The organism is Aurantimonas sp. Leaf443, assembly GCF_001425575.1.
Lineage (GTDB): Bacteria > Pseudomonadota > Alphaproteobacteria > Rhizobiales > Rhizobiaceae > Leaf443.
In genome coordinates, this window is sequence record NZ_LMRD01000001.1 from 342,775 (window position 1) to 358,846 (window position 16,072).

Annotated in this window: 12 protein-coding genes; 11 read left to right on the plus strand and 1 reads right to left on the minus strand. The window is 69.2% G+C overall.

Annotated elements, in window-relative coordinates:
• Window positions 1–19: 19 nt before the first annotated feature.
• The 10 genes from tolB to serA all read left to right on the plus strand — a co-directional run bounded on the left by tolB (window position 20) and on the right by serA (window position 13,522).
• Window positions 20–1,300: a Tol-Pal system beta propeller repeat protein TolB gene (tolB, locus tag ASG48_RS01495; RefSeq protein ID WP_244486725.1), complete on the plus strand. Its 1,281-nt coding sequence runs from the start codon at window positions 20–22 to the stop codon at window positions 1,298–1,300.
• Window positions 1,301–1,512: 212 nt separating this feature from the next.
• The gene (gene pal, locus ASG48_RS01500) at window positions 1,513–2,079 is read left to right on the plus strand and encodes a peptidoglycan-associated lipoprotein Pal (RefSeq protein ID WP_055844144.1); all 567 of its coding nucleotides are present in this window, start codon (window positions 1,513–1,515) and stop codon (window positions 2,077–2,079) included.
• Window positions 2,080–2,278: 199 nt separating this feature from the next.
• Window positions 2,279–3,187 carry a tol-pal system protein YbgF gene (gene ybgF / locus ASG48_RS18900; RefSeq protein WP_055844146.1) on the plus strand — a complete coding sequence of 303 codons (909 nt, stop codon included), beginning with the start codon at window positions 2,279–2,281 and terminating at the stop codon, window positions 3,185–3,187.
• 41 nt (window positions 3,188–3,228) lie between these two features.
• On the plus strand, window positions 3,229–4,524 hold the full coding sequence (gene tilS, locus ASG48_RS01510; RefSeq protein WP_055844148.1) for a tRNA lysidine(34) synthetase TilS: 1,296 nt from the start codon (window positions 3,229–3,231) through the stop codon (window positions 4,522–4,524).
• A gap of 161 nt (window positions 4,525–4,685) precedes the next feature.
• Entirely contained in the window at window positions 4,686–6,614 is a 1,929-nt protein-coding gene (gene ftsH / locus ASG48_RS01515) for an ATP-dependent zinc metalloprotease FtsH (protein WP_055844150.1), read from the plus strand.
• A 216-nt stretch (window positions 6,615–6,830) separates the two neighbouring features.
• Window positions 6,831–8,177, plus strand: a complete 1,347-nt coding sequence (gene glmM, locus ASG48_RS01520; protein WP_055844152.1) for a phosphoglucosamine mutase — start codon at window positions 6,831–6,833, stop codon at window positions 8,175–8,177.
• A 127-nt stretch (window positions 8,178–8,304) separates the two neighbouring features.
• Complete coding sequence (locus tag ASG48_RS01525) at window positions 8,305–9,225, plus strand: outer membrane beta-barrel protein (protein WP_055844154.1); 921 nt, start codon at window positions 8,305–8,307, stop codon at window positions 9,223–9,225.
• A 221-nt stretch (window positions 9,226–9,446) separates the two neighbouring features.
• Window positions 9,447–10,313 carry an outer membrane protein gene (locus tag ASG48_RS01530; protein WP_162243890.1) on the plus strand — a complete coding sequence of 289 codons (867 nt, stop codon included), beginning with the start codon at window positions 9,447–9,449 and terminating at the stop codon, window positions 10,311–10,313.
• A gap of 199 nt (window positions 10,314–10,512) precedes the next feature.
• Window positions 10,513–11,688 (plus strand): phosphoserine transaminase, encoded by a 1,176-nt coding sequence (locus tag ASG48_RS01535; RefSeq protein WP_055844158.1) that lies wholly within the window; start codon window positions 10,513–10,515, stop codon window positions 11,686–11,688.
• A gap of 229 nt (window positions 11,689–11,917) precedes the next feature.
• Complete coding sequence (gene serA, locus ASG48_RS01540) at window positions 11,918–13,522, plus strand: phosphoglycerate dehydrogenase (RefSeq protein WP_055844159.1); 1,605 nt, start codon at window positions 11,918–11,920, stop codon at window positions 13,520–13,522.
• Between the two features lie 60 nt (window positions 13,523–13,582).
• Here serA and ASG48_RS01545 read toward each other — a convergent pair whose 3' ends face one another.
• Complete coding sequence (locus tag ASG48_RS01545) at window positions 13,583–14,515, minus strand: DMT family transporter (protein ID WP_156381394.1); 933 nt, start codon at window positions 14,513–14,515, stop codon at window positions 13,583–13,585.
• 245 nt (window positions 14,516–14,760) lie between these two features.
• On the opposite strand from ASG48_RS01545, the gene ASG48_RS01550 reads away from it, so the two are divergent.
• Window positions 14,761–16,053, plus strand: a complete 1,293-nt coding sequence (locus ASG48_RS01550) for an adenylosuccinate synthase (protein WP_055844164.1) — start codon at window positions 14,761–14,763, stop codon at window positions 16,051–16,053.
• Window positions 16,054–16,072 lie beyond the last annotated feature (19 nt).

A 16,072-nucleotide genomic window follows, 5' to 3' on the forward strand; every position in this document is an offset into this window, starting at 1 on the left:
GCAGACGGCCTGCGCCGCCATGCTCCTCGCCTCCGGCGCCCTTCTCTCGCTGACAGGCTCGGCCAACGCGCTGGTCGAGATCGACGTGACGCAGGGCAACGTCGCACCGCTTCCCATCGCCGTTCCCGACTTCGCCTCGCGCGACGGGATCGGCGCCAAGATCTCCGGCGTCGTCGAGGCCGACCTCAAGCGCTCCGGCCTCTTCGCGCCGATCGCCAAGGCCGCCTTCATCCAGAAGGGCCTGACGCCGGACCAGACGCCGAACTTCGCCGACTGGACCGTCATCAATGCCGAGGCCATCGTCGCCGGGCGCGTGACGCCGGAGGCGGACGGGCGCCTGCGCGTCGAGTTCCGCCTCTGGGATACGGCCGCCGGCCAGCAGCTCGACGGCCAGCAGTTCTACACGACGCCCGAGAACTGGCGCCGCGTCGCCCATATCATCGCCGACGCGATCTACGAGCGGCTGACCGGCGAGAAGGGCTATTTCGACACGCGCATCGTTTTCGTGTCGGAGACCGGCTCCAAGGACAAGCGCGTCAAGCGCCTCGCCATCATGGACCAGGACGGCGCCAACGTGCGCTATCTCACGCAAGGGGGCGATCTCGTCCTCACGCCGCGCTTCTCGCCGAACCGGCAGGAGATCACCTATATGTCCTTCGGCAACGGCGAGCCGCGGGTCTACCTCCTGCAGCTGGAGACCGGCCAGCGCGAGATCGTCGGCAACTTCCCGGGCATGACCTTCTCCCCGCGCTTCTCGCCGGACGGGCAGAAGGTGGTGATGAGCCTCCAGCAGGAGGGCAACGCCAATATCTACGCGATGGACCTGCGCTCGCGCGCGACGACCCGCCTGACCTCGACGGCGGCCATCGACACCTCTCCCTCCTTCTCGCCGGACGGCCAGCGCATCGTCTTCGAGAGCGACCGCGGCGGGCGCCAGCAACTCTACGTGATGAGCGCGGGCGGAGGCGGCCAGCAGCGCATCTCCTTCGGCGACGGCGCCTATTCGACGCCCGTCTGGAGCCCCCGCGGCGATCTCATCGCCTTCACCAAGCAGTCGGGCGGCCAGTTCCAGATCGGCGTCATGCGCCCGGACGGCTCGGGCGAGCGCATCCTGACCTCGGGCTTCCACAACGAGGGCCCGACCTGGGCGCCGAACGGGCGCGTGCTCATGTTCTTCCGCGACGGGCAGGGCGGCGGCGGCCCGCAGCTCTTCTCCATCGACCTCACCGGCCGCAACGAGCAGCGGATCGCGACGCCCGGCTTCGCCTCGGACCCGGCCTGGTCGCCCATCCTGGAATAGGGATCCGACCCATCGAGGCTCATGACTGTTGCGGCTCCGCATCACCCGATGCGGAGCCGCGTGCGTCTTTCGGCATCTCGCATTGTGTCGCGATTCCAAGGGGTTGAGGCGGGCTCTCGCATCTGCGAAGACGGACGGGTTTTACCGCCCATTAACCGTCCTCGTCGTAAAGCTTCGTCGATCGAATTTCCATCATCCTGAAGGAGCTGGCCATGCGCCGGAACGCGCTCACGGTTAAGAGCAGCATCGCACTCGCCCTCGTCGCCAGCCTCGCTCTCGCCGGCTGCGCGAAGAAGAACCAGAACCTGCCCGACAACGCCGCCGGCCTCGGCCTCGGCGGCGCCGGCGGCATGGGCGGCGCCGGCGGCTACGGCGCGAACGGCGCCGGCGGACGCGGCGGCGCGGGCGCGCCGGGCTCGACGCAGGACTTCACGGTCAATGTCGGCGACCGCATCTTCTTCGACTCCGACTCCTCCGTCGTGCGCGGCGACGCGCAGCAGACGCTCGCCCGCCAGGCGCAGTGGCTGAACCAGTATCCGCAGTATTCCATCGTCGTGGAAGGGCATGCCGACGAGCGCGGCACGCGCGAATACAACCTGGCGCTCGGCGCCCGCCGCGCCGCCGCCACGCGCGACTATCTCGCCCAGCAGGGCGTGCCCGCCAACCGCATGCGCACCATCTCCTACGGCAAGGAACGCCCGGTCGCGGTCTGCGACGACATTTCCTGCTGGTCGCAGAACCGGCGCGCCGTCACGGTGCTGGGCGGCGCCGGCAGCTGATCCGGCCGCTTCCGAACCATCGCGGGAAGGGGCGGGCGGCGACGTCCGGCCCTTCTTCGCGACCGGAGCCCGCCCGCGCCGATCCAATGCGGCCGCCCGTCAAACTTTGGCCGACTTCGCTTCGTCCATGCTAGCAACGCACGACCGGGCCTCGCGCCAGACCCGCCCGGCCCGATCTTCGCCACGAGGGATTCCACCGATGTTCCATCGTTCGCTGCGCGCCGCGGCAGCCGGTCTCGCGCTCGCCGCCGCCATGCCCACCATCGCCCCCGCCTTCGAGATGCCCTTCGGCCGCGCCGCGCCGCAGGCCGAGACCCGGCGGGAGGCACCCGTGCGCATGGCGCAGGCGAGCGACGCCTCGGGCCGCGTGAGCCAGCTCGAGGAGGAGATGCGCCGCCTCAACGGCAAGGTGGAGGAGCTGAGCTTCCAGCTTCTCCAGGCGCAGGAGCAGATGCGCAAGCAGCAGGAGGACATCGAGTTCCGCTTCCAGGAGCTGGAGGGCGCCAAGCCCGCCGCCGCCGGCCAGAAGCGCACCGAGGCCGCGCCCGCCGCCACGACGCCGCCCGCCGCCGCCCGCCAGACCGCCTCCGCCGCGCCCGGGGGCGACGAGATCGGTGCCATCCTCGGCTCGGGGCTCGACACGGGCACGGTCGGCTCCACCCCGGCCTCGACGCCCGCCCGCAAGCCGGCCGGCGATTCCGGCACGGTCGCCTCCGTCTCGCCGGAAGGGCCGGGCGAGATGTACGATCTGGCCTACAACTACCTCCTGGCCGGCGACTACCGCCTTGCCGAGGATTCCTTCCGCCAGTACAGCCAGGCCTACCCGACCGCCAAGGACGCGCCGGACGCCAAGTACTGGCTCGGCGAGAGCCTCTTCCAGCAGCAGAAATATGCCGACGCGGCCGAGGTCTTCCTCAACGCCCAGAAGACCCATCCCGAAAGCGCCAAGGCGCCGGAGATGATGCTCAAGCTCGGCATGTCGCTCGCCAAGCTCGACAATCGCGAGACGGCCTGCGTCACCTATCGCGAGGTCGAGAAGCGCTATCCCTCGATGACCGCCAATGTCGCCAAGAAGCTGAAGGGCGAGGAGAAGAGCGCCAACTGCTGACGAGCTTTCCAGAGCGCGCGGTCTTCGCGCTGCCAGACGGCGTGGGCGCCGCGCCGCCGGGCGCCGGACGCGTCGCCGACCGCGTGATCGACGCCTTCGAGGGAATGCCGCGGCCCTGGCGCGCCGTGCTCGGCCTCTCCGGCGGCCCCGACAGCCTCGCCTTGCTCCTGAACCTCGTGGAGGCCCGCGACCGGCTCGCGGACCGGGGCCTCGACGTCTCCTGCGTGACCGTCGATCACGGGCTGCGCGCGGCCTCCGCGGAGGAGGCGCGGTTCTGCGCAGATCTCTGCCGGCGCCTCGCCGTGCCGCACGAGACGCTGGTCTGGAGCGGGCACGGGCCCGGCAATCCTTCGGCCGCCGCGCGGGCCGCGCGCTACCGCCTTCTCGCCGCCGCCGCCCGCCGGCGCGGGGCGGGGGCCATCCTCACCGCCCATCATCGCGACGATCAGATCGAGACGCATATCCTGGCGCGCGAGCGCGGCGCCGGCCCGCGCGGCCTTGCCGCCATGCGCAGAAAGCGGGCGCTCGCGCCGGATCTCGTCCTGCTGCGCCCGCTGCTCGACCTCGACGGCGCTGGCCTGAAGGCCGATCTCGCCGCGCGCGGCCAGGTCGCCGTCGTCGATCCGACCAACGAGGCGGCCGACGCTGCCCGCATCCGCATTCGCCGCGCGCTCCGAGCCGACCCGGCCGCCCGGACCGAGGCGCTCGCGGCCCTCGATGCCGCGGGCGCGGCGCGCCTCTCGCTCGACCGCCGCCTCGCCGGCGCGATCGCGACGCTTGTCGGCGCCGGGCGCCTGCGGACCCGCCACGACGGCGTGCAGCTCCTCGACCGCCGCGCCCTGGCGTGTCTCGAGGACGACATCGCCTTCGACCTCGTCTCGCGGCTGATCGCGGGGGCCGCCGGGCGCGGGGGGCCTTCGCCGGGTGCGCCGACGCTGCGGCTCCGCCGGGCTCTCGGCGCGGAGAGCTTTGCCGGGGCGACGCTGCAGGGCGCGGCGCTGCGCGATCTGCCGCACGACATCGTCGCCTTCGAGCGAGAGTTCGGACGGGCGGGGCCGGCGGCGGTCGACCTCGCCGCGGGAGACGGCCCGTGCGTGACCTTCGACGGTCGCTTCGAGATCGACCGCGACGGGCCGCTTGCGCAGGGGGCCCGCACGATCGAAGCCTTCGGCCGGGGCGGACCGGCCGCCCGCACGCTGCCCGTCGCCCGCGACGCGGCGGGCGCCGTCGTCGCGGGACATCCGGCGCTCGCGCGCCGCTTCGGGCCCGCGATGCCGGCGCTTTCGCTGCGCGCCCTGGCCGTCTGGCATCTGACGCGCGACCTTTCGGACAGCTGAACGGGCCTCACAACCGCCATAGAGCGGCTTGCTAACTGTTCGGGCGCAAGCTTTGGCGCGGCGGCGTCAAAAGCGTCGCATATGGTTGGCAAGCCTGGCGCAAGCACCTATCTTGCCTGCACGCGACCGAGCGGGTTTGGACGCCCTTCCCAGGACGAGTGATGAATCAGAACTTTCGTAATTTCGCGCTGTGGGCGATCATCGCGCTCCTCCTGATCGCGCTGTTCCAGCTGTTCTCGAACGGCTCGCAGGGCGCCGGCGCACGGGAGATTCCGTATTCGCAGTTCCTGTCGGATGTCGACGCGGGCCGCGTGCAGTCGGTGACCATCCAGGGCCAGCGCATCGGTGGCAAGTATACCGACGGCGGCAGCCCCTTCCAGACCTACGCGCCGGAAGATCCGCAGCTCGTCTCGCGTCTGGAGACCAAGAACATCCAGATCACGGCCGGCCCGCCGAACGACAACGTCAACCCCATCTGGTCGATGCTGCTCTCCTTCGGCCCCATCCTTCTCATCCTCGGCGTCTGGATCTTCCTGATGCGCCAGATGCAGGGCGGCGCCGGAGGCAAGGCGATGGGCTTCGGCAAGTCCAAGGCCAAGCTCCTCACCGAGGCCCATGGCCGCGTGACCTTCGCGGACGTGGCGGGCGTCGACGAGGCCAAGCAGGACCTGGAGGAGATCGTCGAGTTCCTGCGCGAGCCGCAGAAGTTCCAGCGCCTCGGCGGCAAGATTCCGCGCGGCGTGCTCCTCGTCGGCCCTCCGGGCACCGGCAAGACGCTGACGGCGCGCGCCGTCGCGGGCGAGGCCAACGTGCCCTTCTTCACCATCTCGGGCTCAGACTTCGTCGAGATGTTTGTCGGCGTGGGCGCCAGCCGCGTGCGCGACATGTTCGAGCAGGCCAAGAAGAACGCGCCCTGCATCATCTTCATCGACGAGATCGACGCGGTCGGCCGCCATCGCGGTGCGGGCCTCGGCGGCGGCAACGACGAGCGCGAGCAGACGCTGAACCAGCTCCTGGTCGAGATGGACGGGTTCGAGGCGAACGAGGGCGTCATCCTCATCGCCGCGACCAACCGTCCGGACGTGCTCGACCCCGCGCTCCTGCGTCCGGGCCGCTTCGACCGGCAGGTCATGGTGCCGAACCCGGACGTCGGCGGCCGCGAGAAGATCCTGAAGGTTCATGTGCGCAACGTGCCGCTGGCCCCGAATGTCGATCTCAAGACCATCGCGCGCGGCACGCCCGGCTTCTCCGGCGCCGATCTCGCCAATCTCGTCAACGAGGCGGCCCTGATGGCGGCGCGCCGCTCCAAGCGCCTCGTCACCATGCTCGAGTTCGAGGATGCCAAGGACAAGGTCATGATGGGCGCCGAGCGACGCTCCATGGCCATGACCGAGGAGGAGAAGAAGCTCACCGCCTATCACGAGGCCGGCCACGCCCTCGTCGGTCTGGTGGAGCCCTTCAACGATCCGCTGCACAAGGTGACGATCATCCCGCGCGGCCGCGCGCTGGGCGTGACAATGAACCTGCCCGAGCGCGACCGCTACGGCATGCGCAAGAACGAGATGGAGGCGCGCCTCGCCATGATCTTCGGCGGCCGCGCGGCCGAGGAGATCATCTACGGGCTCGACAACGTCACGACGGGCGCTTCCAACGACATCCAGCAGGCCACCAACATGGCCCGCGCGATGGTCATGGAATACGGCATGAGCGACAAGCTCGGCCGCCTGCGCTACCGGCAGAACCAGGAGGAGATCTTCCTCGGCCATTCCGTCTCGCAGCAGCAGAACATGTCCGAGGACACCGCCCGCCTGATCGATTCGGAAGTGCGCGCGATCATCGAGGTGGCCGAGAACAAGGCTCGCAAGATCCTCAACGAGCGGATCGAGGATCTGCACATCATCGCCAAGGGCCTCCTCGAATACGAGACCCTCTCGGGCGACGAGGTGCGCGATCTCCTGGCCGGCAAGACGCTGGCCCGCGACATGGGCGACGACACGCCGCCTTCGCGCGGCTCGGCCGTGCCGAAGGCAGGGTCCGCCCGCCCCTCGGGCAGCCGCGAGGACGGGCTGGAGCCGCAGCCCTCGATCTGAGGCGCTGCGACGCACGGATGCAAGACGACGAGCGGGCGGTCCTTCGGGCCGCCCGCTCGCGTTTGCGGGTCGCGCGGCATCGTGCCGAGCGGGCCGGCACAGGCGCCCGACAGGCGTGAACACACTCTTTACGCCGGATGGATACGCTTTTTTACTTGGTCCGTGACCGGTGCAGCGTCTACCGCTGGCGCGACACGCGGGATCTCAAGGGGCATCATGGCGCGCAAGTATTTCGGCACGGACGGTATTCGCGGTGCGGCCAACCGGCATCCGATGACGGCGGAGGTCGCGATGAAGGTCGGCATGGCCGCCGGCATCGCCTTCCAGCGCGGCAGCTACCGGCACCGCGTCGTCATCGGCAAGGACACGCGCCGCTCCAGCTACATGATCGAGAACGCCATGGTGGCGGGCTTCACCGCCGCCGGCATGGACGTCTTCCTTCTCGGGCCGATGCCGACGCCCGCCGTCGCCATGCTCACGCGCTCGCTGCGCGCCGATATCGGCGTGATGATCTCCGCCTCGCACAATCCCTTCGAGGACAACGGCATCAAGCTGTTCGGCCCGGACGGCTACAAGCTGTCGGACGAGATCGAGCTGCAGATCGAGCGGCTGCTGGACGAGGATCTCTCCGCGCGCCTCGCCTTTGGCGACCGGATCGGCCGCGCCAAGCGCGTCGACGGCGTGCATGACCGCTATATCGAGTTCGCCAAGCGCACCCTGCCGCGCGACCTCTCGCTGGAGGGCCTGCGCGTCGCCATCGACTGCGCCAACGGCGCGGGCTACCGCGTCGCGCCCGAAGTGCTCTGGGAACTGGGCGCCGAGGTCGTCAAGCTCGGCGTCGATCCCGACGGCATCAATATCAACGCCAATTGCGGCTCCACCTCGCCGAAGGCCCTCATCGCCAAGGTCAACGAGGTGCGCGCCGATATCGGCATCGCCCTCGACGGCGACGCCGACCGCGTGCTCGTGGTCGACGAGAAGGGCGAGATCGTCGACGGCGACCAGATCATGGCCATGATCGCCGAGACCTGGCAGCAGGACGGGCGCCTCGCCGCCGGCGGCATCGTGGCCACGATCATGTCGAATCTCGGCCTGGAGCGCTATCTCGGCTCGAAGAACATCGAGCTCGCCCGCACCAAGGTCGGCGACCGCTACGTCGTCGAGCATATGCGCGAGCATGGCTACAATGTCGGCGGCGAGCAGTCCGGCCACATCGTCCTGTCGGACTTCGGCACGACCGGCGACGGGCTCGTCTCGGCGCTGCAGATCCTCGCCGTCGTCAAGCGGCAGGGCGGCACCGTGTCCGACGTGTGCCGGCGCTTCGTGCCGGTGCCGCAGGTGCTCAAGAACATCCGCTTCGCCGGCGGCGAGCCGCTGGAGCGCCCGTCCGTGCAGGACGCCATCGCGCTCGGGCGCGAGCGCCTGGGGCAGGGCGGGCGCCTCGTCATCCGCCCCTCGGGCACCGAGCCGCTCATCCGCGTCATGGCCGAGGGCGACGACCTGACGCTCGTCTCGACCGTCGTGGACGACATCATCGGGGCGCTGCGCAAGGTCGCCGCCTGATGGGCGAACCCGTCGGCGACCGTTAGGGAAGCTTGCGATCAACGCTTGATTAACCATTCCCGTTTACCGTTCCGGTCAAGGTTACGGCTTCGTCAATTCCGGCGGCCGAACGAACCGGAGACGTGAGATGTCCAAGTTTCTGCCGGCCGTCGCGGTTGTCGGCGCCGCCCTTCTGTCCTTCACCAGCCTGGCGCGGGCGGCCGACATCGTCGAGGAGCCGGTCTATGTCGAGCCCGTTCCGGTCTCCACGGCCGGCTGGTACCTGCGCGGCGACGTCGGCTATGTCGCCTCGTCCGAGACCTCGGGCCGCTACGGATATCTCAAGGGCGCCGGCAAGGACCACGCGTCCTACGACTTCATCCAGGAATACCACTACGACAAGTTCGAGACCGACAGCGCGGTGATGGTCGGCGGCGGCCTCGGCTACCGCTTCAACGACTTCGCCCGCGTCGACGTGACGGCCGACTGGTTCTCGTCCGACCTCAAGGGCTCGTCGAACTGCGTCGATATCGACTCGCGCTACTGCAGCTACGACGACAAGTCCGACGTCGACATCTGGCTCCTGATGGCCAATGCCTATGTCGATCTCTTCCATTACGGCGCCGTGTCCTTCTACGGCGGCGCGGGCGCGGGCGGCGCCTATGTCGACTACGGGACGCTGCGCAACAAGTTCAAGTGCCCGGATGCCGGCTATCTCGGCGCGGGCAACCTGTGCGGCGAGACCTACGAACACGAGGGCCGGAGCTCCTGGCGCTTCGCCGCCTCGCTGATGGCGGGCGCCACGTTCGACCTCACCACCCGCCTGAAGCTCGACGCCGGCTACAAGTACACCCGCATCGCGGAGGGCGAGGCCTTCGGCTGGGACTCCACCGACCGCGCCCGCGGCGCCGGCGGCGCGCAGGGCCACGACAACGGCTTCGACATCCACACGGTGCGCGCGGGCCTTCGCTACGAGTTCGGCGGCGGCGGCTTCGGCAAGGCGCCCGAGCCGATCTACGCGGCGGCCCCGGCCGAGCCCGCCTACCTGCCGGAGCCCGTCTTCAAGTAGGACCCTCGCATCGCGCGACGCATGCAAGGCCGCTGCCCGCACGGGCGGCGGCCTTTTCGCGTTCGGGAGGAGGGGGCGTGAGCGGGCCCGCAAGCCCTGCGACAGGTTAAGGAACAGGGTTAATCGCGCGTTAAGAAACTCTTGCCAGAGTCCGAACGAGAGAGCCGCCCGCGCCCCCGCGCGCCGAGCCGGCCCGGGGACTGCGGAGAGGACGAATGAACATGCGTGACCTTGCGATGGCCGGATCCGCCCTCGCGCTCCTGTGCGCCACGCCGGCCCTCTCGGCCGACTACGGCGTGCTCCCTCCGATCTACGACGCGCCCATCGTGGAGGAAGCCCCCGAGCTCACCCCCGTCGAGATCGGCAACGGCTGGTACCTGCGCGGCGATCTCGGCTATGCCTTCGGCCAGGACTCCGTCAATCGTCGCACGCTTCTCGACGGCGACGGCATCTTCGGTGTTCTCGACGAGGACGGGACCGAAGACTGGAGCGGGGGCATCGGTGCCGGCTACCGTTTCACCGACTGGTTCCGCGCCGACGCGACGGCCGAGTGGCTCGCCACCGCCGACGCCTCCTTCGCAGGCAGCGTGGACTGCACGAACTACCGGCGCGTCACCGTCGGCACCGTCCAGGCGGACGAGGCCTTCCGCTCGAGCTGCGGCATCGGCGAGGGGAGCGACCTCGACATCTACAACTACATGGTCAACGCCTATGCCGATCTCGGCACCTTTGTCGGCCTGACGCCCTATGTCGGTGCGGGTATCGGCGTCGCCAACGTGCAGAGCACCTATACGGGCACGCTGGCCTGCAACGAAGGCGGCGATCCGAATGTCGGTTGCGCCCTCGACAGTTCCGTTCCGATCTACGGCACCGCGCAGACCCGGACCTATGCCGACGCCGACGATTCGACCTGGCAGCTCTCCTACTCGCTGATGGCGGGTGTCGGCTATGCCGTCTCGCGCAACCTGACGGTCGATCTCGGCTACCGCTATCTCGCGGTCCCCGAATATGACGCCTTCGGCGCGACCTTCGACGAGGGGTTCGACATGCATCAGGTCCGGGCCGGCCTGCGCTACGCGCTCTGGTAGGTCCTTCCGATCCAACGGGAAACGGGATTCGATGGCGGGCCGAAAGGCCCGCCATCGGCGTTTGAAGCGCCCCGCCCGCCGCCCGAGCGCTCGCTCGATCGGCCCTCCGGGCTCTTGACGGGCCCTGCGCCAGCGAATAGCACCGCCAGCGGGACACGCCTCCCCAACGAGGCGCTTCTATCTGTAAGGGTAGCTTCAGATGGCGAATACCGCACAGCCGACCTCGCGTCCGGCCAATCCCCGTTTCTCGTCCGGCCCCTGCGCCAAGCGACCCGGCTGGTCGCTGGAGGCCCTGAGCGATGCTCCGCTCGGCCGCTCCCACCGCGCCAAGGCCGGCAAGTCCAAGCTCGCGCAGGCGATCGAGGAGACCCGCGAGGTCCTCGGCGTTCCCGCGGACTACCGGATCGGCATCGTTCCCGCCTCCGACACCGGCGCCGTCGAGATGGCCATGTGGTCGCTGCTCGGCGAGCGCGGCGTCGACATGGTGGCCTGGGAAAGCTTCGGCGCCGGCTGGGTGACGGACGCCGTCAAGCAGCTGAAGCTTGCCGACGCCCGCGTCTTCGAGGCGGCCTATGGCGAGATCGTCGACTTCGCCACGCTCGACTTCGACCGCGACGTCGTCTTCACCTGGAACGGCACGACCTCGGGCGTTCGCCTGCCGAACGGCGACGCCATTCCCGCCGACCGCAAGGGCCTGACGATCTGCGACGCCACCTCGGCGGCCTTCGCGCAGGACCTGCCCTACTACAAGCTCGACGTCGTCACCTTCTCCTGGCAGAAGGTGCTCGGCGGCGAGGCCGCGCACGGCATGCTGATCCTCAGCCCGCGCGCCGTCGAGCGGCTGCTCACCTACAAGCCGGCCTGGCCGCTGCCGAAGATCTTCCGCCTCACCTCGGGTGGCAAGCTGATCGAGGGCATCTTCAAGGGCGAGACGATCAACACGCCCTCCATGCTCTGCGTGGAGGACTATCTCGACGCGCTCGCCTGGGCGAAGTCGATCGGCGGGTTGGAGGGGCTGAAGGCCCGCGCGGACGCCAATCTCGCCGTGGTCGAGCGCTTCGTCGACGCCAATCCCTGGCTCGGCTTCCTGGCGACGTCGAAGGACATCCGCTCCAACACGTCGGTCTGCCTGCAATTCGTCGACCCGGCCGTCGCCGCGCTCGGCGCGGACGCGCAGGAGGCCTTCGCCAAGGGCGTCGTGGCGATTCTGGAGAAGGAGGGCGTCGCCCTCGACATCGGCGCCTATCGCGATGCTCCTCCGGGCCTGCGGATCTGGTGCGGCGCGACGGTCGAGGCGTCCGACCTCGAGGCACTGATGCCCTGGCTCGCCTACGCCTACGAGGCGCAGAAGGCGACGCTGTCCGAGGCGGCCTAGCCTCCTGTCTATGACGGCGCCGGACGAGGCGCCATTCCTCTCCCCCGCGGGGAGAGGCTGGTTCGCGCGAGCGAACCGGGTGAGGGTGAGCGAAACGGCGGCGTCGGGATGGCGCCCGGTTACGCAGACCCCTCTCCGCCCTGCCGGGCTCGTCTCTCCGAACGGGAGAGGCCCGCGTCCCGCAGGCGCCGCTTCCCGATCTCCCCTTTCAGCTCAACGGAGCCTCCCCATGGCACCCCGCGTTCTCGTTTCCGACAAGCTTTCGCCGACCGCCGTCCAGATCTTCACCGACCGCGGCGTCGAGGTCGACTACCTGCCCGATCTCGGCAAGGACAAGGACAAGCTTCTCGAGGTCATCGGCCAGTATGACGGTCTCGCCATCCGCTCGGCCACCAAGGTGACCGAGAAGATCATCGCCGCCGCGACCAATCTCAAGGTCATCGGCCGCGCCGGCATCGGCGTCGACAATGTCGACATTCCCGCCGCCTCGCGCCGCGGCATCATCGTGATGAACACGCCCTTCGGCAATTCCATCACCACGGCCGAGCACGCCATCGCGCTGATGTTCGCCGTCGCCCGCCAGCTGCCCGCCGCCGACACGTCCACCCAGGCCGGCAAGTGGGAAAAGAACCGCTTCATGGGTGTGGAGATCACCGGCAAGGTGCTCGGCGTCATCGGCTGCGGCAATATCGGCTCGATCGTCGCCTCGCGCGGCGTCGGACTGAAGATGCGCGTCGTCGCCTTCGACCCGTTCCTCTCGGTCGAGCGCGCCGCCCAGCTCGGCATCGAGAAGGTGGAGCTGGAGGAGCTCCTGCGCCGCGCCGACTTCATCACCCTCCATACGCCGATGACCGAGCGCACCAAGGGCATTATCAACGCCGCCGCCCTCGCGCAGATGAAGGACGGCGTGCGCATCGTGAACTGCGCGCGCGGCGGTCTCGTCGTCGAGGCCGATCTCGCCGCGGCGATCAAGTCGGGCAAGGTCGCGGGCGCGGGCTTCGACGTGTTCGAGGTGGAGCCGGCGACCGCCTCGCCGCTCTTCGGCCTCGAGAACGTCGTCTGCACCCCGCATCTGGGCGCCTCGACCTCGGAGGCCCAGGAGAACGTGGCGCTGCAGGTGGCCGAGCAGATGTCGGACTACCTGGTGAAGGGCGCCGTCTCCAACGCCATCAACATGCCCTCGATCACCGCCGAGGAGGCGCCGCTGCTGACGCCCTTCGTCAAGCTCGCCGAATGCCTCGGGGCCTTTGTCGGCCAGGTGACGGAGGAGCCGATCCAGGCGGTGGAGATCGTCTATGACGGCGCGACCGCGCAGATGAACACCAAGGCCCTGACGAGCGCGGCGCTCGCCGGGCTCATCCGCAGCCAGGTCGCCGACGTCAACATGGTCTCGGCGCCCATCATGGTGAAGGAGCGCGGCATCCAGCTGACCGAATCGCGCCGCGACAAGTCGGGCGTCTTCGACGGCTACATCAAGATCACGGTGACGACCGACCGGCAGACCCGCTCGGTGGCCGGCACCTGCTTCTCGGACGGCAAGCCGCGCTTCATCCAGATCAAGGGCATCAATCTCGACGCCGAGGTCGGCCAGCACATGCTGTACACGACCAACAACGACGCGCCGGGCATCATCGGCCTCCTGGGCACCACCTTCGGCAAGGCGGGCGTGAACATCGCCAACTTCCAGCTCGGCCGCGACCATCCCGGCGGCAACGCCATCGCGCTGCTCTACCTCGACTCGCCCGTGCCCGAGGACGTGCTCGCCGCCGTGCGCGCCCATGCCGAGATCGCCAGCGCCAAGCCGCTGCAGTTCGACGTCGCCGCCGCGTCCTGAACCGCGACGCCCCGACCGAACCGACGCCCGGCGCTCGCGCCGGGCGTTTTCGTTGGCGCCTCAGCCCTTGGCCGAGACCGCCCCGGTTTCCGTCTCGGCCGCGCCTTTCGCCCCGCCGCGCTCGGCGAGCGCGATGCCGCCGACGACGAAGACCAGCGCCAGGATGTGATAGGCGAAGAGATCCTCCCCGACGACGAGAACGGCCATGGCCGTGCCGAAGATCGGCGTGAGGTTGATGAAGAGATTCGCCCGGTTCGGGCCGATCATCTCGACGCCTCTGATATAGAGCGACTGTGCCGCGATCGACGGGCAGAGCGCGATATAGAGGACGATCAGCGCCCCTTCGAGGTCGGGCCACTGCGCCGCCCCCTGCGCCACCTCGGCCCCGAGGAAGGGCAGTGAGGCGAGAAGCGCGGAGACGGAGAGGACGAAGATCGTCGAGCGCCAGTGCAGCGCCGGCTTGTAGCGCAGCGCCACCGTGTAGAGCCCGTAGATGACCACCGCCGCCATCATCATCGCATCGCCCCGGTTGAGGTCGAGCGAGAGGAGGGTGGAGAGGTCGCCATGCGTCGCCGTCAGGAGAACGCCGACGAGGGTCAGCGAGAATCCGAGGATCTGGGCCGGATGGGCCCTGGTGCCGAAGAGGAGGAAGCTCGCCAGGAACACGACGAGCGGCATGGAGGACTGTTCGATGAGGACGTTGATCGCCGTCGTGTGCTGCAGCGCGACATAGAAGATCGCGTTGAAGACGGTGAAGCCCATCGCGCCGAGGACGAAGAGGAGAAGGAGCTTCGGCCGCAGGAGGTCCCAGTCGCGCCGCACGTCCTTCAGGGCGAAGGGCGCGAGGATGGCGCAGGCGATGAGCCAGCGCAGGCAGGTGATGACCATGGGCGAGACATGGCCGATGGCGAGCTTGCCCGCCACGGCATTGCCGCCCCAGAAGAAGGCGGTGATCGTCAGGAGAACGTAAGGATGGGAGAGCAAACGCGGCATCGGCCTCCTATAGAACCCAAAGCCGCGTGCGCGAAAGGGCGGAGCTTCACGAGGCGGCGGCGCGAGGGGAGGCGAGGCATCGAGTTTTCTGTTCCGTTTGCGCCCGCGCCATGCGAAGGGGCCTCGCAAGCTTCAGGCGTATTCCGGATGCGAAACGGCGGGCGGCCTCGCATCCTGGCGGACGCCTCACTATAGTCCGCCGCGCTTCGCGCCCGCCTGCGCAGACGTGATCGAAAGGACAGTTCATGGCCAATGTCGTCGTCGTCGGATCCCAGTGGGGAGACGAGGGGAAGGGCAAGATCGTCGACTGGCTCTCCGAGAGGGCCGACGTCGTGGTGCGCTTCCAGGGCGGGCACAATGCCGGCCATACGCTCGTTATCGACGGGACGGCCTACAAGCTCTCGCTCCTGCCCTCCGGCGTCGCGCGGCCGGGCAAGCTCTCGGTGATCGGCAACGGCGTGGTCTTCGACCCGCACGCCTTCGTCGCCGAGCGCAAGCGGCTCGAGGGGCAGGGGCTGCAGATCGGGCCCGAGCGGCTGCGCATCGCCGACAATGCCGCGCTCATCCTCTCGCTGCACCGCGAGCTCGACGCCATCCGCGAGAACGCCTCGACGGGAACGCGCATCGGCACGACGGGGCGCGGCATCGGCCCGGCCTACGAGGACAAGGTGGGGCGCCGCGCCATCCGCGTGATGGACCTCGCCAGCCTCGACGACCTGCCCGAGCGCGTGGATCGGCTTCTCGCCCACCACAACCCGCTGCGCCGCGGCCTCGGCGTGCCGGAAGTGGAGGCGAGCGTCATCCTCGAGGAACTGACCTCGGTGGCGGCCGAGATCGTGCCTTACGTCGACCGCGTGTGGCGCCTTCTCGACGAGCGCCGAAAGGCCGGCGACCGCATCCTCTTCGAGGGCGCGCAGGGCACGCTGCTCGACATCGACCACGGCACCTATCCCTTCGTCACCTCCTCCAACACGGTGGCGGGGCAGGCGGCGGCGGGTTCGGGCCTCGGCCCCTCCGCCATGGGCTTCGTGCTCGGCATCACCAAGGCCTATACGACGCGCGTCGGCGAAGGACCCTTCCCGAGCGAGCAGGACAACGAGGTCGGCCGCTTCCTCGGCGAGAAGGGTCACGAGTTCGGCACCGTCACCGGGCGCAAGCGCCGCTGCGGCTGGTTCGACGCGGTGCTGGTGCGTCAGGCGGTGGCGCTGAACGGCATCCACGGCCTCGCCCTCACCAAGCTCGACGTCCTCGACGGGCTGGAGGAGATCAAGGTCGTCGTCGCCTACGAGCTCGACGGCACGCGCATCGACTACCTGCCGGCGAGCCTTGCCGACCAGCGCCGCGTCGTTCCCGTCTACGAGACCTACAAGGGCTGGCAGGGCACCACGGCCGGCGCCCGCTCCTGGAGCGATCTTCCGGCCGAGGCGGTGAAATACGTGCGGCATATCGAGGAGCTCGTCTCCGCACCCGTCACGCTCCTGTCGACCTCTCCCGAGCGCGACGACACGATCCTTGTCCGGGACCCCTTTCAAGACTAGGGTTTTGAGGCCGGGACAC